Genomic DNA, 25,619 nt, shown 5'->3' with positions numbered 1-25,619 from the left:
ACTTTTATTGTTTAATGGCTGTTTTTACCAAATATTCAATCTATGTTGATTTCCGACAGCCATCAGTTCGTATTTGTACACATCAGGAAGGCTGCTGGAACCAGTTTGCGTCAAATATTGGAGCAGGTTTCTTTGCCCAAAAACAACAACCTTTGGTATAAGTTTTTAAGCCGCAATGGCTTTGTGGTTGATTACCATAAACATTCATTCCGCAAGCATTCTGCTCTACTTGAAGCAGAAAGGTCGATGCCAAATGCGCTGTTTGAAAAATATTTCAAGTTTGCCATTGTCAGGAATCCTTGGGATCGTTTGGTGTCTGAGTATGAGTACATCAAAACCCAACCCACACATTCAAGGTTCAATAAGCTTGCCAAGTTGTCATTCAGTGAATATGTTATTTACCAAAGCCAAAGACCGGCTGCTCATCAGGTCAATGTTTTGAAATTAAAGGATGGTAACTTAGGTTGTGACTATATTGGCAAGCTTGAATCTCTGAATGAATCGCTGGGTGTGATTGCAGAAAACATAGGAGTCAGTTTTGCTGATTTACCGCACATCAATCAAGTGAAAAGACGAGACTATCGCAGTTATTATGACAAACCGTTAAGAGAACAAGTCAGAACCTTGTGGCAAGAGGACGTCAATGCTTTTGAGTATGACTTTGAAGACGCTTGATGAGATGACACTGCAGTGCCTGTTATTAGCCATTCAGTCTGCTATAATGTGCGCCTTTTTTACAACTTTGATTTATGACAGATAAGTGGTTAGTGACGGGTGGAGCTGGATTCATTGGTGGCAATTTTGTGCTGCGCCAAATATTAAAAAATAATAGAAATATCATTAACTTAGATAAATTAAGTTATGCCGGTAATTTAGATACATTGCAGCAAGTGGCCAACCACCCCAATCACCAATTTGTACAAGGCGATATTGTTGATGCTGAATTGGTGGCCGATTTGTTACAAAAACACCAGCCTGATGCGATAGTGCATTTCGCAGCTGAGTCACATGTGGATCGCTCCATTGAGGGACCACAAGTTTTTATTGAAACCAATGTCATGGGTACTTTCAATATGTTGCAACAGGCATTGAAGTATTACCAATCATTGTCTGTTGAGCGGCAATCAAAGTTCAGATTTTTACATGTTTCAACCGATGAAGTTTACGGTTCATTGGGTGAAACAGGTGCATTCAGCGAAACCACACCCTATGCCCCCAATTCTCCCTATTCAGCTTCAAAAGCAAGTTCGGATCACTTGGTCAGGGCTTATTACCACACTTATGGTTTGCCGGTCTTGACCACCAATTGTTCAAACAATTATGGACCGTATCAATTCCCTGAAAAACTCATTCCACTGATGATTGAGAAGGCGTTGAACGGCGACGCTTTACCGGTCTATGGTGATGGTAAAAATGTCAGGGACTGGTTGTACGTTGAAGACCACTGTCGAGCGATAGAAACAGTGATCTCGGCAGGGAGCTTGGGCGAGGTTTATAATGTGGGTGGTAACGAAGAAAGGCAAAACATTGATATTGTCCATGTGCTGTGTGACTTGTTGGATGCGATTAAGCCATTAAAACAATCCAGACGCGAGTTGATCACTTATGTCAAGGATCGACCGGGTCATGATCGAAGGTATGCCATTGATTCAAGTAAATTACAAAACGAATTGAATTGGCAACCTAAAGAGACTTTTGAATCTGGCATCAAAAAAACCATACAATGGTATTTAGACAATCAAACATGGTCAGACCGAGTCAAGGACGGCAGCTATCAAGGCCAACGTCTGGGCGAAAATGCTTAAGGAGCAATGAATACATGAGTAGAAAAGGCATCATATTGGCAGGTGGATCGGGGACACGTTTGTATCCACTTACACACTCAATCAGTAAACAGCTGTTACCGGTTTATGACAAACCAATGATTTATTACCCTTTAAGCACTTTGATGGAAGCGGGAATCAAAGATGTTTTAATCATCAACACCCCTCATGAACAAGCCTTGTTTCAACAACTTTTGGGCGATGGTTCACAATGGGGTATGAATTTACAGTATGCGGTTCAACCAGATCCAGGTGGTCTGGCTCAAGCTTATTTGATTGGTGAACAGTTTGTGGCAGGTGACGAATCTTGTTTGATCTTAGGCGACAATATTTTTCATGGTGCAGGTATGGGGGCATTGATGCTCAATGCCAGTGTACGTGAGCACGGTGCAACTGTATTCGGTTATCGGGTACATGATCCAGAACGGTATGGCGTGGCTGCTTTTGATGACAATGGCGTGGTGGTTGATCTAGAAGAAAAGCCTGCCAAACCCAAATCAAATTATGCCGTCACTGGTCTGTATTTCTATGATGGGCAAGCCACGGAAATTGCCAAGTCATTAAAACCTTCACATCGAGGTGAATTAGAAATTACTGATTTAAATAAAGTGTATTTAGAGCAAAAATCTTTGAATGTCGAACTGATGGGCAGGGGTTATGCTTGGTTAGATACTGGCACGCATGATTCGTTGGCAGAGGCCACCAATTTTATTTCAACCATCGAAAAACGTCAGGGCATTAAAATCGCCTGCCCGGAAGAAATTGCTTATAACAATGGTTGGATAGATGCTGAAAAAGTCATGCAATTGGCCCAACCCATCGCTAAAAATGGTTATGGTCAGTATTTAATTTCATTGGTTAAGGGACATTGATGAAAATAATTGAATCAAAATTATCGGGTGTTTTAACCATAGAACCTCAAGTGTTTGGCGATGAGCGAGGATATTTTATGGAATCGTGGCAAAGTCAAAGGTACCAAGAGGCCGGCATCAAACAGCCATTTGTTCAAAGCAATGTGTCTAAATCTGAATGTGGTGTTTTGCGTGGATTACATTTTCAAAACCCAAAGCCTCAAGGGAAATTGGTTTATGTGCTCGAAGGTGAGGTTTTTGATGTGGCCGTTGATATCCGAGTCGGTTCACCCACCTTTGGACAGCACGAATCTGTTGTGCTGAGTGAAAAGAATCACAAACAATTTTATGTGCCTGAAGGCTTCGCACATGGTTTTTGTGTGCTTTCAGCAACAGCAACCTTCTGTTATATGTGTACCAATTATTACGATGCCAGTGCAGAAGCTTCCTTGTCATGGGATGATCCAGAATTGAATATTGATTGGCCGATCAAGCAAGCTAAATTGTCAGATAAAGACAGTAATGCATTGAAGTTAAAAGACTTTAATATAAATAAATTGCCCAGGTTTGAACCATGAGGAACCGCTCATGAAAGTTTTGTTGGTTGGTGCAGATGGGCAAGTGGGGTATGAGTTGTGGCGTACTTTACAGTTTAACCGGGAAGTGATTCCGACCACCTCGAATGGCAGAGAAGTTGATGGCATGACAACGATTAAGTTGGACTTGTCTGATGAGTCTGATATCGATAAAAAAATTGATAACATCAAACCAGATGTGATTTGTAATGCAGCGGCCTTTACTCAAGTAGATGATGCTGAATCACAGCAAAGTGCTGCCGAATCAATCAATCGTGATGCCGTTTCAATGATGGCCCAAGCAGCCAAAAGAAATAAATGTTTATTGGTGCATTACTCTACAGATTATGTATTTTCAGGTGACCATAAATTTCCCTGGAAAGAAAATGACATCACCAACCCGAAATCCGTCTATGGTCAGACTAAATTTGAAGGCGAGCAAGCGATCATAAACAGTGGTTGTGAATACATGATTTTTCGCACAGCTTGGGTATTTTCAACGCGACGAAATAACTTCCTGAAAACCATGTTGAGGTTGGCTGAAAACAACCAGCAATTGCGTATTGTCAATGACCAGCAAGGATCGCCCACTTGGGCAGCCACCATTGCATTGGCAACGATGTTGGCCTTAAACATTCCAGAAACTGGTTTGTATCACTTAACCTCCAATGGCTCAACCACATGGTTTGGTTTTGCCCAACGAATATTTTCACAAGCCCACCGAATTGGCTTGATTGACCGCGTGCCAGAATTGATTCCCATTTCTACCAAAGACTTTCCTACAGCAGCCGAAAGACCCAAATATTCGGTGCTCAATAACCAAAAATTTGAAGGTACTTTTAATGTTAAACTACCTCATTGGCAAACCACTCTACAACTATGTATGCAAAGGATGAAACCATGAAAATTATCCCTGTCATTTTGTCAGGTGGTGCTGGAACACGACTGTGGCCAGTATCCAGAAAAGCTTACCCGAAACCATTTATGCAACTGGCCGATGGCAAAACATTGGCTGAGTTAACATTTGACCGCGCTTTGGATATCGCCACCGAAGGTGAGGTCGTCACGGTTACCTCAAGAGATTATTATTTTTTGTGTAAAGACATCTATAAAAAGAACAAAAAATGTGACATCGACAAACAAAGTTTTTTATTGGAACCCATAGGACGTAATACAGCCCCAGCCATAGCTCTGGCTGCCTTACAAGTACAGAAAGCCCATGGTGATGATGCGATTATGATTGTCATGCCTTCTGATCACCTGATTAAAAACATTGAAACATTCAATAAAACGGTTTATCAAGCTGCTGAATTGGCTGCAAAAGGCTATTTAACCACCTTTGGTATTTTCCCGACGGCGCCAGAAACTGGTTATGGTTACATCAAAGCCGGACAGCGTTTAAATGACCATGCTTCGGTGATTGAGCAATTTGTTGAAAAACCCAGTCTTGAAGTGGCCGAAGCCTATGTTTCATCTGGAGAATACAGCTGGAATTCAGGGATGTTCGCATTTCAAGTGGGCAGCTTGATTGAGGCGATGCAAAAAACAGCCAATGAAGTAATGACCCAAGCCAAAGCCTGTTTTGATTCAACCGATACCAACAACAGCCAAGTTGAATTTGAATTAAAACAATTCATGCAATTACCTGATATTTCAATCGATTATGCGGTGATGGAAAAAGCCGATAAACGGGCAGTGGTTGATTCTCGATTTGATTGGAATGACATTGGATCATGGAATGCAATGGCCAATTTGTCTGACTCAGATGAAGCTGGCAATCGAATTGAGGGTAAGGCCATAACCGTGGATTCAAAAAACTGTTACATCAGAGCAGGGGATCGCTTGGTGGCTGTGGTGGGGGTTAATGATTTGATGGTGGTAGATACCACTGATGCCGTATTGATTGCTCACAAAGACAAGTCGCAAGGCGTTAAAGATGTGGTTCAATTTCTTAAGGCCAAAGACCATGAAGCGGCGGTATTTCATAAAACCGTACACAGGCCGTGGGGCAGTTATACCATCTTGGAAGACGAAGATGATTGTAAAGTGAAACGATTGATCGTCAAACCAGGTCAAGTGTTGTCTTTACAATTACACCACAAACGCAGCGAACATTGGACGGTGGTTTCAGGCACGGCTAAAGTGCGGGTGGGAGACGATGAATTCTTGCTCGAAGCCAACAAGTCTGTTTATATTCCCGTTGAGACATTGCACCGTCTTGAGAATCCAACAGACACTGATATTGCTTTGATTGAAGTTCAATGCGGCAGTTATTTTGGTGAAGATGATATTGAAAGGTTCGAAGATATTTATGGAAGAATAGATGACAAACAAGCCAACACTTAATCAGGTTATTGAACAAGCGTTACTGGTGGCTCAACAAGCAGCCAGAAAGGCTGAAACAGTTATCAAACAATATTATCAAGGCAGTGATTTATCAACTGAAGTAAAAAGTGACCAAACCCCGGTCACCATTGCAGACAAAGAGTGTGAACAGGTGATCAGGGCTGAAATTGCTAAAACATTCCCTGACCACGGGATTTACGGTGAAGAATTCGGGCGGTCAGACAATGAGGACAGTGATTTTTTGTGGCTGATTGATCCCATTGATGGTACCAAAAGTTTTGTGCGACAGTATCCATTCTTTTCTACTCAAATTGCACTGATGTATCAAGACCAGTTGGTCATGGGGGTGTCAAATGCACCGATGTTTGACGAAATGGCTTGGGCCAGCTTGGGTGAGGGCGCTTTTCTCAATGGTCAGTCAATTCATGTGAGTGAAAAATTTGAACATCACAGCTCTTGTGTTTCAACAGGCAACATCCAAACATTGGTACATAATAATTGGCAAAGATTAGGGCAACTGTTAACAAAATTCAGTAAAATACGAGGTTACGGTGATTTTTACCATTATCATTTATTGGCATCTGGGAAAATCGACTTGGTGGTCGAATCTGATGTGAATATTTTGGATATAGCGGCTTTGACCGTTATTGTTCGGGAAGCGGGTGGAAAAATAACTGACCTCAAAGGGAAGCCAATTGGATTGGAAACAAGCAGTATATTGGCAGGAACAGAATCAACTCATGGGATAGGAATAAGAGAATTGAATGAATAAATTACTTAAGGATATAGAGTTACTGGCCATTGAAGCTGGTGATGCAATCCTGAAAATCTACGAATCTGGGGACTTTGGCGTCGATCATAAGTCCGATGATTCACCGTTAACCAAGGCCGATTTGGCCGCCCACAATGTCATTGTTGCAGGACTGGATAAATTAACACCTGAAATTCCTGTGTTATCAGAAGAGTCAGCTTCCATACCTTTTGAAGAGCGACAGGCTTGGACCAAGTATTGGTTGGTTGACCCATTGGATGGCACCAAAGAATTCATCAAAAAAAATGGCGAGTTCACAGTCAATATTGCATTGATTGAACAGGGTAAATCTATATTGTCAGTGGTTTATGTGCCCGTTTCTGGCGTAAACTATTCAGCGGCTGTAGGCGTGGGTGTGTTTAAAAAAGCAGAGGGTAAAAGAAGTTCGATCATGGTTAAAAAGAACAGTCGATTTAAACCGACTGTGGTTGGCAGTCGTTCACACATGAGTGATGAAGTGAAAGATTACTTGGGTCGACTGGGTCAACATGAACTGGTCAGTATGGGCAGTTCATTGAAGTTTTGTTTGGTGGCTGAAGGTAAAGCTGATTTATATCCAAGATTAGGTTTAACGTCTGAATGGGACACAGCGGCAGCACAATGCATCGTTGAACAAGCTGGAGGTCATGTGGTAACAATGGACGGTAAACCACTGATATATAATACAAAAGAATCTTTATTGAACCCACATTTTATGGTGTTTGGTGATAAAAGTCGTCATTGGGTCGATATATAAAATATAGACTAAGGGTTTAATGTTTAAGCAAGGAAAGGGGTAAAAACCTTTCCTTTTTTTATCCTTGTGATTTAAAACTCTTGATGTCCCTTCTTTGCTTTTTGGTGGGTCTTTTGTCAGGTTTGGGTGTGGAGTGGTATTCCATCTTACTTAACAGGATGGCTGATTCTCTGTTTTTAATACTTTCTGCTGTTTCTTCATACAACGTTTGTGCAATGGTGGCTGAACCTCTTTTTTCGGCCATTTGTAACACCTTAACTTCCCATAATTGATCATTTTTTTTGATGCTGATGTGGTTTCCAATCGCAATATTCCTAGAAGGCTTACATTTTTGACCATCCACTTTGATTTTCCCTTGTTCAACCATTTTTTTGGCCAAAGTCCTTGTTTTAAAAAATCGTGCGGCCCAGAGCCATTTATCTATTCTTTCCATTGATTCATGTTTTTTATTCAATTGACTTTATAGTCTATCATTGTCAATGTGATTACTCGCTGGATTGTTTCTGTATTTATCCCTGGTTTTTTTAATTGCCTTTAATGTATATGGGCTCAAAGGTCCTTTTTCGGAGGCACAATTAAATTTCCTACCAATAAGCCCACAGAAATGGCCACAGCGATGATGATGGCATTGAATGCAGCTTGAACGCCAGTCATGGTGTCGTTGGTGTACATGGCCGATAATGAATTAAAACCAATACTGCCTGGAACCAATAATATGATACCAGGAATGTGCATCACCGATGCAGGGTTCGAACTGATGCGTGAATAAATGTTGCCAGCTATCGACACCAACAATACGGCTCCCAAAGATTTAAAGGGTTGTTCCATCCATAATCCAATCAAGCTGGAACCCGCGAAGGCCAAGCCGATGGACAGGAAAATCCAAAAAGTATCGGCAAATCTGGCTTTGAATAAAACAGAAAAACACAAGGCTGTGACCACCAACGCCAAATAATTAAACCAAGCAGGTACATTGGCCATTTTATGAACGGCTGTTTCACCGTAAATACTTTGAGCAATCAAATAACCCAAGGCCAAGCCAAAAGACAATAAGAACAAGGTGGTTACGGCTCCTGCCATGCGACTGCTGCCAGAAACCAAGTGGCCGGTTGACAGTTCTCGCATGGCAATGGTGATTCCCAGGCCGGGTACCAAGATGATTAATCCAGCCAATGACACCAGAAAATGATCAATGGTTTGCCAGTAATGACTGATGGTGATGGCGGAAAATCCAACAATCATGGCTGCCAATGGGGTCAACAACTGTGACAAATATTTATATGGTTTGCTGTAGATGGTAATTAAACCTGTTAACAGTCCCAGAAATGAGGCCGCCAGTACGTCATTCCAACTGCCGGAAAACAAGGTGGTGAAGCCGCCCGCCACCAGACCAAAACACAAGGCAAATAACCAGTCTGGATATTCAGCAGGTTTACTGGTGATGTCTTTGATGGCTTTAAGTGCCGTGTCTAAATCAATTACATCGCTTTCCAATTCATTGATCACCTCATTGATGGTGTGCAAAGTGGCTAAATTGATGTCATTGGGGTCTGTTTTGATCATGTAAGATCGTTGGCTGTATTCATCTTCACCTATGCTGGCCAAAACGGCAGTTGGCATGGCAAAGAAGCTGGCTTCAAGTTTGAATTTTTCAGAAATAACCAGCATATAAGATTCCAAACGATGTGCAGGCGCACCTGCTTCAGAAATCGCACGACAAATATGAAGTAAAATATTGGCCTGTTTTCTTCTGGTTTGTCGGTCTCTGGTCTGCCTATCCTGTGTTTGTCGACCCTTTATGCTTTGATCTTTTACCATGGTAATGATGTGCGACTCTAAAAAGCAGCAATGATAACCCGATTCCAGTATATATCAAGGGTTCAGTGATGTCTGATTTAACTAGCCAGATAAAATGTAAACTGGCCAAACAGATGACCAGATAGATAGCTTGGTGAATTCGCTTCCAAGTTTTACCTAATTTACGCATCATGCGTTTATTAGAGGTTATGGCCATTGGTAACATAAGTAACCATGCCAACATCCCTACAGTGATGAACGTGCGCTCAATGATGTCTTCAAGCAAGTGTGCCCAGTCCAAGCCCAGATCTAACCACACATAAATAAGCAAATGTAAGCTGGCATAAAAGAAGGCAAACAATCCAATCATGCGCCTGACCCTGATGAACACAAATGAACCCGTGATGACTTTCATAGGCGTCATCAACATTGTCAGCAACAATAGGCGCAATGACCAAATACCAGTTCGATGCAATAGTTCTTCAATTGGGTCGGCAGTTAAATTGTTTTGAAAGCCATCAAATACAATTATTCCCAATGGAATCATTAAAGCAATGAATAACAGAACTTTGATAGGAGATAAAAAACGTGTCATTAAAAGTTTTTGCGTAAATCCATGCCATTGTACATATCAGCCACATAATCGCCATACCCATTAAACATTTGTGTATCGATGCGACTGTTGAATAATGAAAACCCACCAGTAATTCGTCGTTCAGTGGCCTGTGACCATCGTGGGTGGTCGACTTGCGGATTGACATTGGCATAAAAACCATACTCATTGGGAGCAATGGCTTGCCAAGAATTGATCGGTTGTTTATCCATGAATTGAATTTTTACTATCGACTTGATGCCTTTGAATCCATACTTCCATGGGGTTACCAAGCGCAGCGGGGCTCCATTCTGATTAGGCAAGTTTTTACCATACATGCCAACAGCCATGAGGGTCAAATCATTCATGGCTTCGTCCATACGTAAGCCTTCTCGATAAGGCCAAGGGATTGAACGGCCATTTTGTCCAGGCATTTGTTTGGGGTCATACAAAGTTTCGAAATAGAGGTATTTAGCCGAATTTAAAGGCTTACAGTATTTGATTAAGTCAGACAATTTGAAACCGTTCCAAGGAATAACCATAGACCAAGCTTCGACACACCGCATGCGATAGATGCGTTCTTCTAATTGAAACTGATTGATTAATTTTTCTAAATCAAAAGTGCCTTGCTTTTCACACAAACCACCAACCTCAACGGACCATGGATCGGTTTTCAAGCCACCGGCCTTTTCTGAAGGTCCCGATTTACTGAGGCTGAATTCATAAAAATTGTTGTAGGTGGTGGCATCTTGTTCTCTGGTGAGCTCATCGATAACAAATTTTGAGTTAGGTTCAGATTTAGGTAAGGTCAAAGCAAAGTTGGGTGATGAAAGCATGCCAGCTGTTCCAATCAATCCTGCTTTTAACAATTTTCTGCGACTTTGATAAATGGATTCATCGGTAATTTGATGGTCTTTGTGGGTGTTTTTAAATTTCATAGTCAGTTTAGCTTGGCATTTCGCATAAATATACTACAATTCAAGACACTCAAACGTGAAAATACCTTACAAATAAAATGACCGTCTTTAATTTTTCGGCTGGACCGGCCGCTTTACCTTTGTCTGTTAAACAACAAATAGCCAATGATCTTTATGATTGGAATGGCACTGGTTGTTCAGTCATGGAAGTTTCACATCGCAGTAAAGAGTTCACTGACATGGCAGATGAAAATGAAGCTTTGGCTCGTGAGTTGTTAAATATTTCAGATGAATATGCCGTGATGTTGATTCCGGGTGGTGCACGATTACAATATTCGATGTTGCCCACCAATATTTCATCTACAGACGGTCAGGCCGTTTATGCCATCAATGGACACTGGGGCAAACAAGCCATCAAGGAAGCTGCCAGGTTCACCCAAGCCAGTAGCACGGCACCCATCAGTGATGAGGTTTATGCCAGTATTCCGCCATACGATGCCAGTCAATTGAATCCATCTGCCGATTATTTCCACTACACCAGCAATGAAACTTTAGAAGGTGTTCAATGGCATCAATTGCCAGAGACGCATGGCATCCCATTGTGTTGTGACATGACTTCAGATTTATTAACCCGGGTTTTTGATGTCAATGACTACTCAATGATTTATGCCAGTGCACAAAAAAACATGGGTATAGCAGGCATCACTTTTGTCATCATGAAACGTGACATGATTGGCCAATCAAAAAATTTGTTACCCACCATGACCGATTACAAAACTTATGCCGATACGCGGTCTTTTTACAACACGCCACCGACCTTTCCTTGGTATGTGATGTTGTTGGTTCTGCGTTGGGTCAAAGCACAAGGTGGGGTCGCAGCAATAGAAGCCACTAACCAAATCAAGTCCAGTAAACTGTATGATTTTGTAGATCACAGTGATTTTTATTTGAACAAGGTGGATCCCGTTTGTCGATCAGCTGTCAATGTGCCATTTTGGTTGCAGGATGAGAGGCTGAATGACTTGTTTTTAAAAACCAGTAGTGATGCCGGTTTAAAAGCGTTGAAAGGCCATATGGCCGTCGGTGGCATGCGTGCCAGTATTTATAATGCAGTCCCAGAAGCAGGCATCGATGCTTTGATTGCTTTCATGAAAGAATTTGAGCGTACCAATGGTTAAACTAGGAAAACTGAACAAACTGAAGGTCAAACACCTGTTAACAATGGGAGCCACTTTGGATGGTGGCGCGCTGGGTGATATCCTGTTGCCTCGCAGGCACATGCCTGATTCAATTCAAGAGGGCAGTGTAATTGAAGTATTTGTCTATTTAGACACCGATGACCAACCGATTGCAACCACAGAAACACCCAAGGTGATGGTCGGCCAATGCGCTTATTTAAAAGTGATTGATGTCAATAAAGTCGGCGCATTTATGGATTGGGGTTTGCCCAAAGACCTGTTGTTACCCTTTGCTGAACAACCCAAACCTCTGAGGCCAGGCATGTTTAAAGTGGTCTATGCCTACATCGACAAGGCTTCAAAAAGAATCAGCGCTTCAGCGCGTTTAGACAAGCATCTACACGAGGAAAACAACCTGGGTGAAGGTATTGAAGTCGATGGCGGTTTTTTTAAACCAGGTGATGAAGTGGATGCCTTGTTTTGTGGTCGCAGTGATTTGGGTTATAAAGCGGTATTGAACAACACCCATTTGGGGTTGTTACACCACAGTGATGCATTCCAAAACATCATGATTGGTTTGGCCAAAAAGGCCTACATCAAATCCATCAGTCCAGAAGGTAAAATCAATTTAACGCTACACATACCCAACAAAGAACAATTGGGTGAGTTGGCTGAAAAAATCTTGGCTGATTTACAAGCTGGTAGCGGAGTTTCATTCTTGACCGACAAAAGCAGCCCAGAAGACATCAAACAAAAGTGGCGAGTCAGCAAAGGCAGCTACAAGAAAGCCATTGGTGCTTTGTACAAACAAAAGAAAATTGAAATACTTAAAGATAAAATTCGATTGGTTGATTAACCTCTTTGTGCCTGAATTCATCACAAGAGTCCATTGAGCTAATGAGTAAAGACCAAGCAAACAACCCCTTACATGGTGTCACTTTGGAAATGATGGTAACCCAATTAGTGGCTCATTTTGGTTGGGCTGGGCTGGCACAAAAAATAAACGTCAATTGTTTTAAAAGTAACCCTTCAATCAAATCATCCTTGAAATTTTTACGCAAAACCCAGTGGGCCAGAACAGCGGTTGAAGATTTGTACCTATCAATCACCCAGTAGAAATATTAAGACTACAGGTAATTTGACCAAAAATGGATGGCTTTTATTCTACAATAGTCTGTTCAGTCAAACATAAAAAGCAAGCATGCCACATATCTATAACCGACGCGATTTAAGTTTTCAATTGTATGAAGTTTTGCACGCAGAGCAACTTTGCCAAGCGCCCAGGTATCAAGATCATTCCAAAGAAGTTATTGAGCAGTTGTTCGATCTGGCCGAACGCATGGCGGAAGAATTATTCCAACCCCATGCAGCCTTGGTTGATGAACATGAGCCGGTGTTTAAAGAAGGCAAAGTTGTCATTAATCCTGAAGTTAAACGAGCTTTAGATGCCTATAATGAATCTGGTCTGACAGCTGCATCTTTTGATTTTGAGATGGGTGGAATGCAATTACCCTATCTGGTTTCCCAATCTATGACATTCATCTTCGCTGCAGCCAATGTGTCCACTGCAGCCTATCCAATGTTGTCAGTGGGGGTGGCTAATTTACTCAGTGTTTATGGCAATAAAGAACAACAAAGCAAATACCTCAAGCCGCTGATTGAAGGCCGGTTTTTTGGCACCATGTGTTTATCAGAAACCCAAGCAGGCTCATCATTGGCTGACATCAAAACCCAAGCCGTGTTGCAGCAAGATGGTGGCTTTTTACTGCAAGGCAATAAAATGTGGATATCTGGAGGAGAGCATGACTTGAGTGAAAACATCATTCATTTGGTGTTGGCTAAAATACCAGGTGGTCAAGCGGGTGTGAAAGGAATCTCATTGTTCATTGTACCTAAATATTTGGTCAATGATGATGGCAGTTTAGGTGACAGGAATGATGTGGTTTTGGCTGGGCTTAATCACAAAATGGGTTATCGTGGCACGGTCAATACCGTGCTGAATTTTGGTGAAAATGACGGAGCGAAAGGTTTTTTGGTGGGTGAGGAGGGCAAAGGCCTGAATTACATGTTTCATATGATGAATGAAGCCAGAATTGGTGTTGGTATGGGGGCAACTTCTTTGGCGTATACCGGTTATCTACATGCTTTGTCCTATGCCAAAGAACGCCGACAAGGCAGGTATTTATCGCAGAAAGATCCCGCATCGCCAATGATACCCATCATCGAGCACAGTGATGTAAAACGCATGTTGATACAGCAAAAAAGTTATGCCGAAGGTGGATTGGCACTGGGGCTTTATTGTGCTCAATTGGTTGATTTACAACGCATTGCAAAGCAAGCAGGCGATGCTGATGGATTGAAGCAGTATACTTTATTGCTGGATATCCTCACGCCGATAGCCAAATCATGGCCATCTGAATATGGTTTACGAGCCAATGAACAAGCGATTCAAGTACATGGTGGCTATGGATACACCAGAGATTATCCAGTAGAAAGGTTTTATCGTGACAACCGGTTGAATCACATTCATGAAGGCACCAAAGGCATTCAAGGTTTGGATTTACTGGGACGCAAAGTCACGCAGTATGAGGGCGCTTCGGCTAAATTGTTGTTTACAGAAATCATGCACAGTGTTGAACAGGCAAAGGCCATTGATGACTTGTCGACTTATGCCACCGCTTTACAAAAACACCTTGATTTGTTGATGCAGACCACACAAACCATGCAACAAAAAATTCCCAGTAAGGGGATGTCGGCCTATTTAGCCAATGCCACATTATACTTAGATGCATTTGGCCATGTGGTGGTGGCTTGGATGTGGTTGAATCAGGCCATCTGTGCTACTGACAGAATACAAGCTGTTGTGAATGATGATGATCGGGCATTTTACCAAGGTAAAATTAAAACCTGCATGTATTTCATGACCTATGAATTGCCCGCTATCGAAACAACTTTGGCTTTATTAAGTCAATCTGATACACAATGTATGGATTTTGATGCCAGCGGGTTTTGATTATTAATATGGATGCTTTGTGCTTGGTGCTTGTTCAGAAAATAACGATAGTTTCCAGGGTATTGACGTGGGTTCCTTTTTCATCAATACTCCAGTCACTTGACTGCCAAACAATTCGTGCAACCAGATAAACACAGCCAATTTTGTCAAAGGCTGTACTTCAATGGATTAATAACAAAAAGCACCCAGCAAACATAAAGTAAGCTGGGTGCATTGGATAGCTATTTAGAGGTTGTTTGAGTTAATTCCTAAAGAAGGCAGTCTACCGGGTGTCCATGGTGCGCCATTGGCTTCGGCTTCGGCCTCGAATGCGGATAAGTCCGCCTCAATCATGTGTAGCTCTTTCAAAGCTGACGAGTAACTTGATAAGGCCACTTTCATTGACTCTTGGTAATTGCCTGGGATGTCAGCTTGGGATTCAATTAAACCGCCATATAAGTTACCCACACGTTGTGAAATGGACCAAGGCACCGCTTCTTGTCTGGAAGCAATGGTTGAATCACCCCTGAACTTAACATTCAGCGCAATTAATCGTGTTGATAATTCACGAATTTCTTGTGCTGCAGCTTCATTCTCCATAGGTGTTAAATCAATGGCTTTGATCAAGTGTTTGATGCGGTTATTCATTTCGCTCAATTTTTTGTTGGCACCATTCACTGATCGTTGTAATTCGGCCAGTTGTTGTTTGAATGCCAGCACGGCTTCAGGGTTTTTACTGATTTCTGGACTGTTGGCCATCGATTTCAAGTTGAAAGCATGGGCATCACTCAAAGCCACCAATTCGCCTCCTTGGCGTTTCATCAATGTGGCTTGGTAGGTGCCTGGTTTTGCCAAAGGCCCCATCGGTTCACTGGCCCAATAAGGAATCCACTTGGCTTTCTTTAAGCTGACTGGATCAGGTGCTGGATAACGCATGTCCCACTGAACTTGGTGGAAACCTTTACTGTTTTTGGCTGGAACCCGACTGACCACGTTGCCTTTGTCATCTTCAACCAAGAAGAACACCGAGGGTGCCTCTTCATTGTCTTCGGCACGCAATGCCTCCCAACTTGGGTAGGGCGTGTCTCCGCCTTCTTTTTCAATCTTAATTTCAGCAGCACGGCGTTGTTTTTGTAATGATTTGAACCCATCTTTTAGGTAATAGGCAAAGGTGGCACCCAGGGCAGGGTTGTTGGCGGTATAAAACTCACTGCCTGAGGAACCTTTTTCGCGGTCATCAAACAAATCGCCTTCTATATATAACCAACTGTCTTTGATGGGAAATACCGTTGCGGTGTTGTTATTCAGCTGTTTGACTGAGCTTCTCAGCGGAGTGTAGTCATCAAGGATGTATACCCCACGACCAAAAGTACCTATGACTAAATCATTCTCACGTTGTTGAATTTCCAAGTCGCGCACTGCGGTGGTTGGTAATTGTGTCAACTCATGCCAGGTTCCGCCACCATTTTGGGTGAAAAACACACCAAACTCTGTACCGACGAATAACAAATTAGCATCAACGTGATCTTCAACTATGGTGTGAACAGACCCACGATCAGGTAAGTTACTAGAGATTTGTTTCCATGACTTGCCTTGATCTGTTGACTTCAAAACATAAGGTTTATAGTCACCTCGTTTGTGGTTGTCAATGGTGGCATAGGCGACATTGGCATCATGATTGGAAAATAACACGTCCGAAATGTATGACATATTGGGTACTTGAGGAAATTTTTTCACCGAATACCAGTTTTCACCACCATTGGTTGAAACACTGATGACGCCATCATCTGATCCCACCATCAATAAATCAGCTTGAACCGGACTTTCAGTGATGCCAATTAAGCTGCCGTATTTGGAAGTGGATACATTTTTAGCGATGGCATCTACACTCCAAATGCGGTCCATGACTTTCAATTGATTGCGATCAATTTGTTGGGTTAAATCTGGACTGATGATTTCCCATGAATCACCGCGATCATCTGATCTGAATAATTTTTCAGCTCCGTAATACAAACGTGTACTCATATGAGGGCTGACCAACAAAGGTGTGTTCCAATTCCATTTATAAGCAGGTTCTCCTTCTTTAGGGTGAGGTGTGATGTAAATCCTTTCCATGGTGCGTTTGTCATAACGAGCCAAACCACCATATTGGTATTGGGGGTAGATGATGTTAGGGTCATTGGGATCAAACTGCGGTTCATAGCCGTCTCCTCCCAGTATGATGCGCCAGTCAGAGTTGGTCACACCGTGAATCACTGTGGTCCTCGAAGGTGCACACAGGGTGTTATTGTCTTGGGTGCCGCCACAGATGTTGTAAAAAGGTTCATCATTGTCTGGTTGTATGCGGTAAAACTGGCCCAAGGGTAAATTTCTGACATGTCGCCAAGTTTGCCCCCGATCATAGGTTTCATATACCCCACCGTCGCCGCCGATGTATAGGTGATCAGTGTTATCTGGGTCAATCCACAAGGCATGGTCATCGACATGTCTGAATTTATCCGATAGTTTGGTCCAGGATTTACCTGCATCCTCTGAAACTTGGGTGAATGTATCCATTGAATAGATCCGGTTTTCATTGTGCGGATCAACAATCAACTCATTGTAGTATTGAGGGCTGCCTGCCACATAGCTGGATTGTTTGTGCCAGGTTTGACCAAAATCTATAGATTGGTAGGTGCCTTTTTCTTTGTCATTGGCTTCGATGATGGCATAGACAGTATGGGGTGAAGAGGGGGCATTGGCCAGGCCAATTCTGCCCATGTGGTCTTTTGGTAATCCGTTGGTGACTTTATTCCAGGTTTTACCACCATCAGTGGTTCTGTGGATGCCACTGCCTGGACCGCCGTTAATCAAGGTCCATACATGCCTGCGTCTTTGATAGCTGCTGGCTACAATGTGGTCGGTATTGTCTGGATCAATCACAAATTCATTGATACCGGTGTATTTATCGATGTGTAATATGCGATCCCATGATTGACCGCCATCTGTTGTTTTGTACAGGCCACGATCACCACCATCACTCCACAAAGGACCTTGAGAAGCCACCAATACAGTGTCTGAATCATTTGGGTCGATCCAAATTTGAGAAATGTGTTCAGAATTTTTCAAGCCCATGTTGTGCCAATTTTTGCCACCATCAGTGGTTTTATAAACACCATCGCCATAGGACACGGAACGTTGTGAGTTATTTTCTCCTGAACCCACCCACAAAACATTCGGGTTATTTGGATCCATTTCAATCACGCCAATTGAATAAGAACCTTCTCCATCAAAAATGGGTTCCCAAGTGATGGTGTTGTTGGTGGTTTTCCACAAGTTTCCAGCGGCTGTGGCGACATAAAATTGGTGTTTTTTGGTGGGGTGAAATGCAAAATCAGAAATACGACCCGAAATCATGGCAGGACCTATGTTTCTCAGTGGCATATTAGCCAATGGATGAGGGACGGCTTTTTCTTTGGCTTTGGCATCCAAAGGTTGACTGAACCCACAAGAAAATACCAAGACGGCACTGATGGCCATCAGTTTGATAGAATAACGCATTGAATTTCCTCTTTTAAATTATTGACAATGAATCTATCATATCAAAGTAATTCATCAATCCGTCAAAAGTCATGATTGATTGTTTTAAGCGGCCTACTGAATCATGTATTTCTCAGCAAAACGGTCTGACAGAACCATGCAGGCATTTTGTATGCAGTGCATTGGATTCAAGCGAGTTAAGTCATTGCTAATCGCATCGATACTGTCTTTTTAAATTACACAGGAATATCAAAAAATAACAGCCAACAAAATAATCTACAACATCGACTGCGAATAAACGATAAAATAATGACTGTAGTAACCACCCACTTGAGATTATTAATACATAACAATGATTAAATTCGGTTCGTATCAACTTGATCCTGCTTCAGTTCGATTGTTTAAAAATAATCAAGAGATTGAAATAGAACCTCAGGTTTTCAACACTTTATTGTTGTTGATTGAAAACCGTGAGCGGGTGGTTACCAAAGATGAGTTGTTAATTGAAATTTGGCATGGGAGACCAGTCACTGACCATGTCATTACCCGTATTATTTATGAATTGCGTAAGCTTTTGGATGATAAAAATCATCAAAACTCTCACATTCGAACGGTTCGTGGCAAAGGCTACCAATTCATTGAGCCCATTGAAAAAATGGCAAAAAGCCACGAGGATCATCCAGTTTTTACTGAACGACCATCTGTTAAAAACATTCTAAAAGTTTTATTGACTGCGGTCTTGCTTACCATGGTGTTATTCTTCGGCAATGTGTTTTTTTTCCAAGCTAATCCAAACTTAAATACTTCTGGGAATGGTGCGCCGCAATCAAAACCAAATTTATATCCAATAGTTTCGGTGTTACCCATCGATGTGGAGTCAGGTAATGAAGAATTGTCGATGTTGGTACAGTCATTGATTGATTATTTAACCCATCAATTGGCATTGAACTTGAATATGAAAGTGATTCACCCTGACAGTTTGGTCAGCATGAGTGATCAGCTGGATGATGTCTGGGCCATACAAAGAGCCACCCGATCAAACTTTATGATCCAAGGCTTTGTTGAATCGGTCTCTGAGCAACAAATTAAATTACATCTAAATTTATTTAAGAAAGACATCAGTGGACAATTAACCCCAATTTCACTGGGTGCATTTTCATTTTCATTTCCCAAAAACGCTCAAGAACTCAGCGAATTATATAAACAACGGAAGGTCACAGTAAGAAGCATCATTCAAATCATTAAACCAGGCGTGGTTGTTAAAGACAATGGTGACAATGAAACGAGTGATTTTGAAGCTTATCGGTTGGTTATTGCGGCACATCACATGTCTCGAGCTGATCAATGCGAGGACTTGCAACGAGCTGAAAAATTGTTACTCAAAGCCGTCGAACGTGATGATGAATTTGCTTACGCTTATTATCAATTGTTCGCTAATTATTTTAAACGGGTCTGGGTTTGTGGAGACTCCATCGATTACCACCAAAAAGCCTTAGCGATGGCTGAAAAGGTTGAGCGCTTGGCACCCAATTCATACAGTCCAATGGCCATCGGAATAAATACCATTTTGGTTGAGTCAAATCAAGTTGAAAAGGCTTATCAGATAGCCCGAGAAGGCAGTTGGGATGACCCTCATGCAATTAACCGTATTGTTTATGGGCTAAGGTTCGCTGGTTTTCTTAAGCTTGCCAGTGAGTACATAGACAGGATTTTACAGCTGGATCCATTCTTCTTCAGTCAAAAACCCATCAACCAAGCTCCCAATACATTGCTGTACCAAAATCGGTATAAAGAGCACCTGGCCTTACTTGCCGTAACTGGAAATGCCTACCATGATTACTATCGAAGCTTGAATCTGTATTTATCAGGCCATGTTGAAGAGGCCAAAGCCATATTGAATGAGGTCGTAGGTAGAAAATCACCTGATTTATTCAGTCAACTGTCACAGGCCTTGTTATTTGTTATTGAGCAAGGTTATTCAAATGCCATAAATCTTGTCAATAAAATAGTTGATCAACGCATTGAAAAAAATCACAGCGATGGTGAAATGACCTATAAATTGGTGCAACTTTATGCTTTGGCTGGCGCCGATGAAATGGCCCTTAAATATTTACAAACTTCAGTGAATCAAGGATTCTTTCCAGCGAATTATTTTTTACAAGATCCCGCCCTACATGGCATCAAAAATACCCAACAGTTTTCTGACATTGTTAAACAAGCCAGTCAAAGGCACATTGCTTTTGCCAAACAATTTAACCTAGAACCTGAAATAGCTACCATTACTGAATTAACAACACCTGATTGACATAAAAGCCAAATTGGCATTGCACGCCATCATCAGCCAATCATCATGAATTCATCATGTAATTATTTGCTGATTTACTATGATGAAGTATTGAATAAATATTTAATCAGGAGAGGGCATGAAAACGAATGTGTTGGCAGCAGTATGTTTCAGCGGATTGTGTAAATCAGTATCAAAGCCTTGGGTTATGTTTTTTTGTTTATGTGGTCCTCATGTTTTACTTGCATCATCTGGAAAAGTTCAAAGCAGAATCAGTCATGATCTGGCTTTGTACCAAGCATTTGAATCAGTTTCCCAATCAATCAACTCAACTGAGCAAGGTGGATTTGTCACCATCGGGGCGGATGCTGCCTGTGATTTTGATTCAACTGTGGTCGGGATTCAAGCAGCCATTCAATCGGGTGCTTCAGAAGTCAGGATTGCATCGAATGGTAGCTATCAAGAAAATATAATTCTGGACAATCAATCCATTGCCCTTCGGGGTGGTTTTGCCGACTGTGCAGATGCCGATATTAACCTTCAAGTCTTTAGTCACTTCGCATTGATTGATGGCAGTGCTTTGATGGAGCCAGTAATTTACATCAGTGGTGCTGATGCCGTACAACAAATTCGCCTAGAAAATTTAAGTTTAGAAGGAGGCACTTCTGTTTTCCCCAAATTTGGTGGCGGCCTCTCAGTTGACCTAGCGGCGGTTGATTTACAAATGCTGCGTGTGGTTATTCGTAACAACAACGGACCATCCGGTGCTGGTGTCAATATAAATGCGGGCGCTGGAGCCATCACCGTGACGGGACGGGAAGTGGTTATTCAAGACAATGATTCTCCCAGTATTGGCGGTGGATTAAGCTGTGAAGGCCCAGCAAGTATTGTACTGGCTGGCATGAGCCTGATTAATAACAACGACGGAAATCTGGGCGGTGGTGTTTACCTGCGCAATGGTTGTGTGGTTTCCATGTATTCGGAGCTGTTCTATGACGCATTGACATTCGTTTCCGGTATTTTCAATAACAACAGTGCTTCAAATGGAGGTGGTGCGTACTTATTCAATGGTAGTGAGTTGTTTTTGTTTGGTCAAAGGATGTGTGATGGTTCAAGTTGTTTGGGTTCGAATCAAGTACCGATACATTTATCTGGCAACCAATCAGGCAACTCTGCTGGTTTAGCAGGCAATGGTGGTGGTTTTTTTATGGCACAGTCTGCAAATCCCAACCATTTTTATGCCAACGGTTTGTACATGACCAGTAATTCAGCCAGGGAAGACGGCGGTGGTGGATTCATTGATGCCAGCAGTGTAGTGGTGATTGAACGGAGGGTGGGTACATGTTGGACACCGGATCGGTGTAATTTGATTATAGATAATTCTTCAGGAACAGACACTGGTTTGGGCGGTGCTTTTTATGTTGATGGCGGACAATTAACCGTCAGTCAAGTTTACTTTGAGGAAAATCGCGCAGACGTTGGTACGGCGATAAATGCCACTGGTGAAACGGCCCAGGTGACAGTGGAGGGGTCAATTTTCGATGACAATGGTGATGATGGTAATGATGGTTTTTCAGATTTCAGTGTGGTCAGGGCTTCATTGGGTGCAGAAATAACAATCAGACATTCAACCCTGGCAGATAATAGTTTGCAAGGCTCGGTGTTTGATATTGGAGTGGCTTCCGATTCTTCATTGAATTTACTCAATTCAATTGTTCATGACCCAGGGTCAGGTGACTTATTTGGTCCAGTCAGCGGCACTTTGCTCGTCAACTGTATTTTGGCTCATGAAAGCAGTTCATTCAGTGGTTCAGGTGTTTTGGTGGCAGATCCACAATTTTTTGATCGATTGGGTGGGAATTTTCACCTCAATCCCATTTCACCAGCCATTGATCTGTGTGATGACATTGCGATGTTGAATGCCTTGGATATTGATACAGAAAATAGGGGGTGGGATGACCCACAAAATGCCCATGGTATAGGTGCTTTTCATGATGCGGGTGCCGATGAAAGCTATGTTAACGACATCATCTTCATAGATGGTTTTGAAAATATTTTGGCCAGGTGAATGACATGAAGCTGAGCGTATTTATTTTTTGTTTGATTTTAGGCAAACAGGCCACGGCTTTGGAATTCACCGTTGATACCACTGAGGATACCATTGATGTGGATGTCATTGACGGTCTTTGCGAAGACATCAATGGCCACTGTTCATTGCGTGCAGCCATTATGCAAACCAATCGTTTTGCCACCGATGATGTTATTTACTTGCCGAGAAATGAAATATTCACATTGAACTTGGTTGATGCAGGTGTCGACAGTGAACAGGTGAATGATTTGGATATCAGGGACACTTTAACCTTGTCAATTGTTGATCCTGAAACCCCTGTGACCTCATTTGCAGAAATACCACAAATAACCGCGGGTCTTGCTTTCAATGACCGCATATTTGAATTACAAAATGGTGGCAACATTACATTTTATGGAATCGGAATTACCCATGGAAATGCCCAAAACAGTGCAGTCAACGAAAGACGTGGTGGTGGTGTTTATGTGGCGGAGCTGGTAACTGAGTTTCATTTAATCCATTCTTATGTTGCCTTCAATCAAGCGGCTTTTGGCGCTGGCATTTATAGTGCGGCTCAGTCAACTTGGATAGAATCATCGGATGTGAGTTACAACACGGCCATCATTCCAGCAGCGATTGTGTTGGGAGCCGGGGGAGCGGGCATTTATCACGTGGGTGATAGTTTTACCCTATCAAAAAGTTCAGTACATCATAACTACACCAATGAAGACAATGGGTTTTTGCTGTCTGCATTAAGCCTCAACGGGGTCGATTCTACCGTCAATGTATTGAACTCTTTGGTGGCTGACAACGGTCAGTTGACCGGCTCAACATCATCAGTCATCGATGGAATAAGCGCCAATCAAGCCAATGTATTTATCAATAATTCAAATATAAGCACAAACACCAGATATGGCATGCGGTTCAGTAGTAACAACAACCATGTTTTAACGATGCGTAATTCAGTCTTGTCGCATAACGAAAATGCCAATTGTGGTGTGATGCAAGGCATTCAAGACTTTGGTGAGGAATTGGACCCGGCGCATATTGTCAGCAGTGATTTAAGTTGTGATTTATCTGAGTTGGCTATGAATATAGAAGGAGTTGACCCTGAATTGAGTGACGTGTATGGTTCATTCAACATACTTGAGTTTTCATTTTTTATGCTGCAATATCCATTGGATGGCAGTGTTTTGATTGACAGTGGGCATGTGGCTGATGTTAATTCTGGTTCAGCTTCGGCTTGTGAACCGAAGGATATCAGGGGCGTGTCAAGACCACAACATGGTGGTATCAATACCCAATGTGACATTGGTGCCTTTGAAGTCGCAGACCTGATATTTAAAAGTGATTTTTCTGCCCTGGAATCCAACGAGCTTTAAACTGTTTCAATCGGTCTTTGGTATCCGAATTGATTCAACCAAGGCTTGAATTTCAGCCGGTGGCGGGGCCGTCAATTTACTGACCACTGAAGCGACGAGGAAATTCAACAACATCCCCAAAGTGCCGATGCCTTCAGGTGAAATGCCGAACCACCAATGGTCAGCATTATTGAATTCGACATGCAGCGTTTTGAAATATATGATGTAGCCTAAGGTAAATACTATACCGACAATCATGCCAGCAATGGCTCCTGCTTTGTTGGCTCTTTTGCTGAATATACCCATCAGGATGGCTGGGAACAATGAAGACGCTGCTAAGCCAAAGGCCAAGGCCACCACTTGGGCGACAAACCCAGGCGGGTTGGCACCTAAATAGCCTGCCACCATTATGGCAAAAGCTGCTGCCACACGACCAACCATTAACTCTTTCTTTTCAGAAATGTTTGGTACCATTATCCCTTTGACTAAATCATGAGATATGGCGGCTGAAATGACCAACAACAAACCGGCGGCGGTGGATAAAGCCGCAGCAATACCTCCCGCAGCAATCAACGCAATGACCCAATCAGGTAGTTGGGCAATTTCTGGATTGGCCAAAACCATGATGTCACGATCGACGGTTAATTCATTGCCTTGCCATCCATAACTGTCGGCTGTCGGTTTGAAGTTTGGATTCTTGTCATTATAGTATTGAATGCGGCCATCGCCATTTTTGTCTTCAAATGCCAGTAAGCCAGTTTTTTCCCATGTAGTGAACCAATTGGGTTTGTTGGCATATTCTAAGTTACCTGAAGCGGTGCCCACTTCACCTGGTTGAATCGTTTCAATCAAATTCATTCGACCCAATGCGCCGACCACTGGGGCTGTGGTGTATAAAATGGTGATGAAAAACAAAGCCCAGAAAGCTGATTTTCTGGCATCAGATACTTTGGGAACGGTAAAAAACCGAACAATCACATGAGGTAAGCCAGCAGTCCCAACCATCAGTGCTGCAGTGATAAAAAACACATCAATGCTGCTTTTTGATCCTTCGGTGTAAGCAGTGAAACCGAGGTCTTGGACGATTTGATCAAGTTTGGTTAACAAGTGTACGCTTTCTCCAACCACCTCACTACCAAATGCCAACTGGGGAATGGGGTTGCCAGTGGCTTGAATCGCAATAAAAACAGCCGGAACCATATAGGCAAATATCAAAACACAATATTGGGCCACTTGGGTATAAGTTATGCCCTTCATGCCACCCAATACCGCATAAAAGAATACAATTCCCATGCCTATAAGCAAGCCAGTGATGATTTCAACTTCCAAGAATCTGGAAAATACAATCCCAACACCGCGCATTTGTCCTGCCACATAAGTGAATGAAATGATGATTAAACACACCACGGCGACAATCCTGGCGGTTTTAGAATAATAGCGGTCACCAATGAATTCAGGTACAGTGAACTTTCCAAATTTACGCAAATAAGGTGCCAATAATAAGGCGAGTAAGACGTAACCGCCGGTCCATCCCATCAAATAGACTGAGGCGTCATACCCGGCAAAGGCAATGATACCAGCCATTGAAATGAATGAAGCCGCTGACATCCAGTCTGCTGCAGTAGCCATGCCATTGGCAATGGGATGTACACCTTTGCCAGCGACATAAAAATCACCTGTGTTTTTGGCTTTTGACCAAATTGCAATGCCAATATACAAAGCAAATGAAGAACCGACAAATAATTTAGTTAACAAGGCTAAATCCATAA

Annotated in this window: 21 protein-coding genes; 15 read left to right on the top strand and 6 right to left on the bottom strand. The window is 42.3% G+C overall.

What is annotated here, in order from left to right; translation table 11 throughout:
- Nucleotides 1–42 precede the first annotated feature (42 nt).
- From CCS90_RS07295 to cysQ, 8 genes are all read left to right on the top strand, one after another.
- Nucleotides 43–675, top strand: coding sequence for a sulfotransferase family 2 domain-containing protein (locus CCS90_RS07295; RefSeq protein WP_099018897.1), 633 nt, complete (start codon nt 43–45; stop codon nt 673–675).
- Nucleotides 676–749: 74 nt separating this feature from the next.
- On the top strand, nt 750–1,805 hold the full coding sequence (rfbB, locus tag CCS90_RS07290; RefSeq protein WP_099018896.1) for a dTDP-glucose 4,6-dehydratase: 1,056 nt from the start codon (nt 750–752) through the stop codon (nt 1,803–1,805).
- A gap of 14 nt (nt 1,806–1,819) precedes the next feature.
- Entirely contained in the window at nt 1,820–2,695 is an 876-nt protein-coding gene (rfbA, locus tag CCS90_RS07285; protein WP_099018895.1) for a glucose-1-phosphate thymidylyltransferase RfbA, read from the top strand.
- Complete coding sequence (gene rfbC, locus CCS90_RS07280; RefSeq protein ID WP_099018894.1) at nt 2,695–3,252, top strand: dTDP-4-dehydrorhamnose 3,5-epimerase; 558 nt, start codon at nt 2,695–2,697, stop codon at nt 3,250–3,252. Before rfbA ends, rfbC begins: the two co-directional genes overlap by 1 nt.
- A gap of 10 nt (nt 3,253–3,262) precedes the next feature.
- Nucleotides 3,263–4,153: a dTDP-4-dehydrorhamnose reductase gene (rfbD, locus tag CCS90_RS07275; protein WP_099018893.1), complete on the top strand. Its 891-nt coding sequence runs from the start codon at nt 3,263–3,265 to the stop codon at nt 4,151–4,153.
- Nucleotides 4,150–5,595, top strand: a complete 1,446-nt coding sequence (locus tag CCS90_RS07270) for a mannose-1-phosphate guanylyltransferase/mannose-6-phosphate isomerase (protein WP_099018892.1) — start codon at nt 4,150–4,152, stop codon at nt 5,593–5,595. Before rfbD ends, CCS90_RS07270 begins: the two co-directional genes overlap by 4 nt.
- Nucleotides 5,573–6,367 (top strand): inositol monophosphatase family protein, encoded by a 795-nt coding sequence (locus CCS90_RS07265; protein WP_211337073.1) that lies wholly within the window; start codon nt 5,573–5,575, stop codon nt 6,365–6,367. Before CCS90_RS07270 ends, CCS90_RS07265 begins: the two co-directional genes overlap by 23 nt.
- Entirely contained in the window at nt 6,360–7,142 is a 783-nt protein-coding gene (gene cysQ, locus CCS90_RS07260) for a 3'(2'),5'-bisphosphate nucleotidase CysQ (RefSeq protein ID WP_099018891.1), read from the top strand. Before CCS90_RS07265 ends, cysQ begins: the two co-directional genes overlap by 8 nt.
- Before the next feature lie 58 nt (nt 7,143–7,200).
- Here the strand turns inward: cysQ and CCS90_RS07255 are convergent, their stop codons facing one another.
- The 4 genes from CCS90_RS07255 to msrP form a co-directional block, all read right to left on the bottom strand.
- The gene (locus CCS90_RS07255; protein WP_099018890.1) at nt 7,201–7,575 is read right to left on the bottom strand and encodes an RNA-binding S4 domain-containing protein; all 375 of its coding nucleotides are present in this window, start codon (nt 7,573–7,575) and stop codon (nt 7,201–7,203) included.
- 116 nt (nt 7,576–7,691) lie between these two features.
- Nucleotides 7,692–8,960, bottom strand: coding sequence for a threonine/serine exporter family protein (locus tag CCS90_RS07250; RefSeq protein ID WP_099018889.1), 1,269 nt, complete (start codon nt 8,958–8,960; stop codon nt 7,692–7,694).
- Nucleotides 8,917–9,534, bottom strand: coding sequence for a protein-methionine-sulfoxide reductase heme-binding subunit MsrQ (gene msrQ, locus CCS90_RS07245; protein ID WP_099018888.1), 618 nt, complete (start codon nt 9,532–9,534; stop codon nt 8,917–8,919). Before msrQ ends, CCS90_RS07250 begins: the two co-directional genes overlap by 44 nt.
- Nucleotides 9,534–10,469: a protein-methionine-sulfoxide reductase catalytic subunit MsrP gene (gene msrP / locus CCS90_RS07240; protein ID WP_099018887.1), complete on the bottom strand. Its 936-nt coding sequence runs from the start codon at nt 10,467–10,469 to the stop codon at nt 9,534–9,536. Before msrP ends, msrQ begins: the two co-directional genes overlap by 1 nt.
- Nucleotides 10,470–10,546: 77 nt before the next feature.
- Here msrP and serC point away from each other — a divergent pair, with 77 nt between their 5' ends.
- From serC to CCS90_RS07220, 4 genes are all read left to right on the top strand, one after another.
- Complete coding sequence (serC, locus tag CCS90_RS07235; RefSeq protein WP_099018886.1) at nt 10,547–11,626, top strand: 3-phosphoserine/phosphohydroxythreonine transaminase; 1,080 nt, start codon at nt 10,547–10,549, stop codon at nt 11,624–11,626.
- The gene (locus tag CCS90_RS07230; protein ID WP_099018885.1) at nt 11,619–12,482 is read left to right on the top strand and encodes a CvfB family protein; all 864 of its coding nucleotides are present in this window, start codon (nt 11,619–11,621) and stop codon (nt 12,480–12,482) included. Before serC ends, CCS90_RS07230 begins: the two co-directional genes overlap by 8 nt.
- Nucleotides 12,483–12,523: 41 nt before the next feature.
- On the top strand, nt 12,524–12,742 hold the full coding sequence (locus CCS90_RS07225) for a VF530 family protein (protein ID WP_099018884.1): 219 nt from the start codon (nt 12,524–12,526) through the stop codon (nt 12,740–12,742).
- Between the two features lie 85 nt (nt 12,743–12,827).
- On the top strand, nt 12,828–14,639 hold the full coding sequence (locus CCS90_RS07220) for an acyl-CoA dehydrogenase (protein WP_099018883.1): 1,812 nt from the start codon (nt 12,828–12,830) through the stop codon (nt 14,637–14,639).
- 225 nt (nt 14,640–14,864) lie between these two features.
- Here CCS90_RS07220 and CCS90_RS07215 read toward each other — a convergent pair whose 3' ends face one another.
- Nucleotides 14,865–18,158 carry a WD40/YVTN/BNR-like repeat-containing protein gene (locus tag CCS90_RS07215; RefSeq protein ID WP_099018882.1) on the bottom strand — a complete coding sequence of 1,098 codons (3,294 nt, stop codon included), beginning with the start codon at nt 18,156–18,158 and terminating at the stop codon, nt 14,865–14,867.
- 331 nt (nt 18,159–18,489) lie between these two features.
- On the opposite strand from CCS90_RS07215, the gene CCS90_RS07210 reads away from it, so the two are divergent.
- The 3 genes from CCS90_RS07210 to CCS90_RS07200 all read left to right on the top strand — a co-directional run bounded on the left by CCS90_RS07210 (nt 18,490) and on the right by CCS90_RS07200 (nt 23,871).
- A complete protein-coding gene (locus tag CCS90_RS07210) occupies nt 18,490–20,442 on the top strand; it encodes a winged helix-turn-helix domain-containing protein (protein WP_099018881.1) in 1,953 nt (650 codons plus the stop codon).
- A gap of 118 nt (nt 20,443–20,560) precedes the next feature.
- On the top strand, nt 20,561–22,489 hold the full coding sequence (locus tag CCS90_RS07205; RefSeq protein WP_099018880.1) for a hypothetical protein: 1,929 nt from the start codon (nt 20,561–20,563) through the stop codon (nt 22,487–22,489).
- Between the two features lie 5 nt (nt 22,490–22,494).
- Entirely contained in the window at nt 22,495–23,871 is a 1,377-nt protein-coding gene (locus CCS90_RS07200) for a choice-of-anchor Q domain-containing protein (RefSeq protein ID WP_133566544.1), read from the top strand.
- Between the two features lie 6 nt (nt 23,872–23,877).
- Here CCS90_RS07200 and CCS90_RS07195 read toward each other — a convergent pair whose 3' ends face one another.
- Complete coding sequence (locus tag CCS90_RS07195) at nt 23,878–25,617, bottom strand: sodium:solute symporter family protein (RefSeq protein WP_099018878.1); 1,740 nt, start codon at nt 25,615–25,617, stop codon at nt 23,878–23,880.
- Nucleotides 25,618–25,619 lie beyond the last annotated feature (2 nt).

Source organism: Marinicella litoralis (genome assembly GCF_002591915.1).
In the GTDB taxonomy this organism is placed as follows: domain Bacteria; phylum Pseudomonadota; class Gammaproteobacteria; order Xanthomonadales; family Marinicellaceae; genus Marinicella; species Marinicella litoralis.
This window is presented reverse-complemented; position numbering and strand designations above follow the sequence as displayed.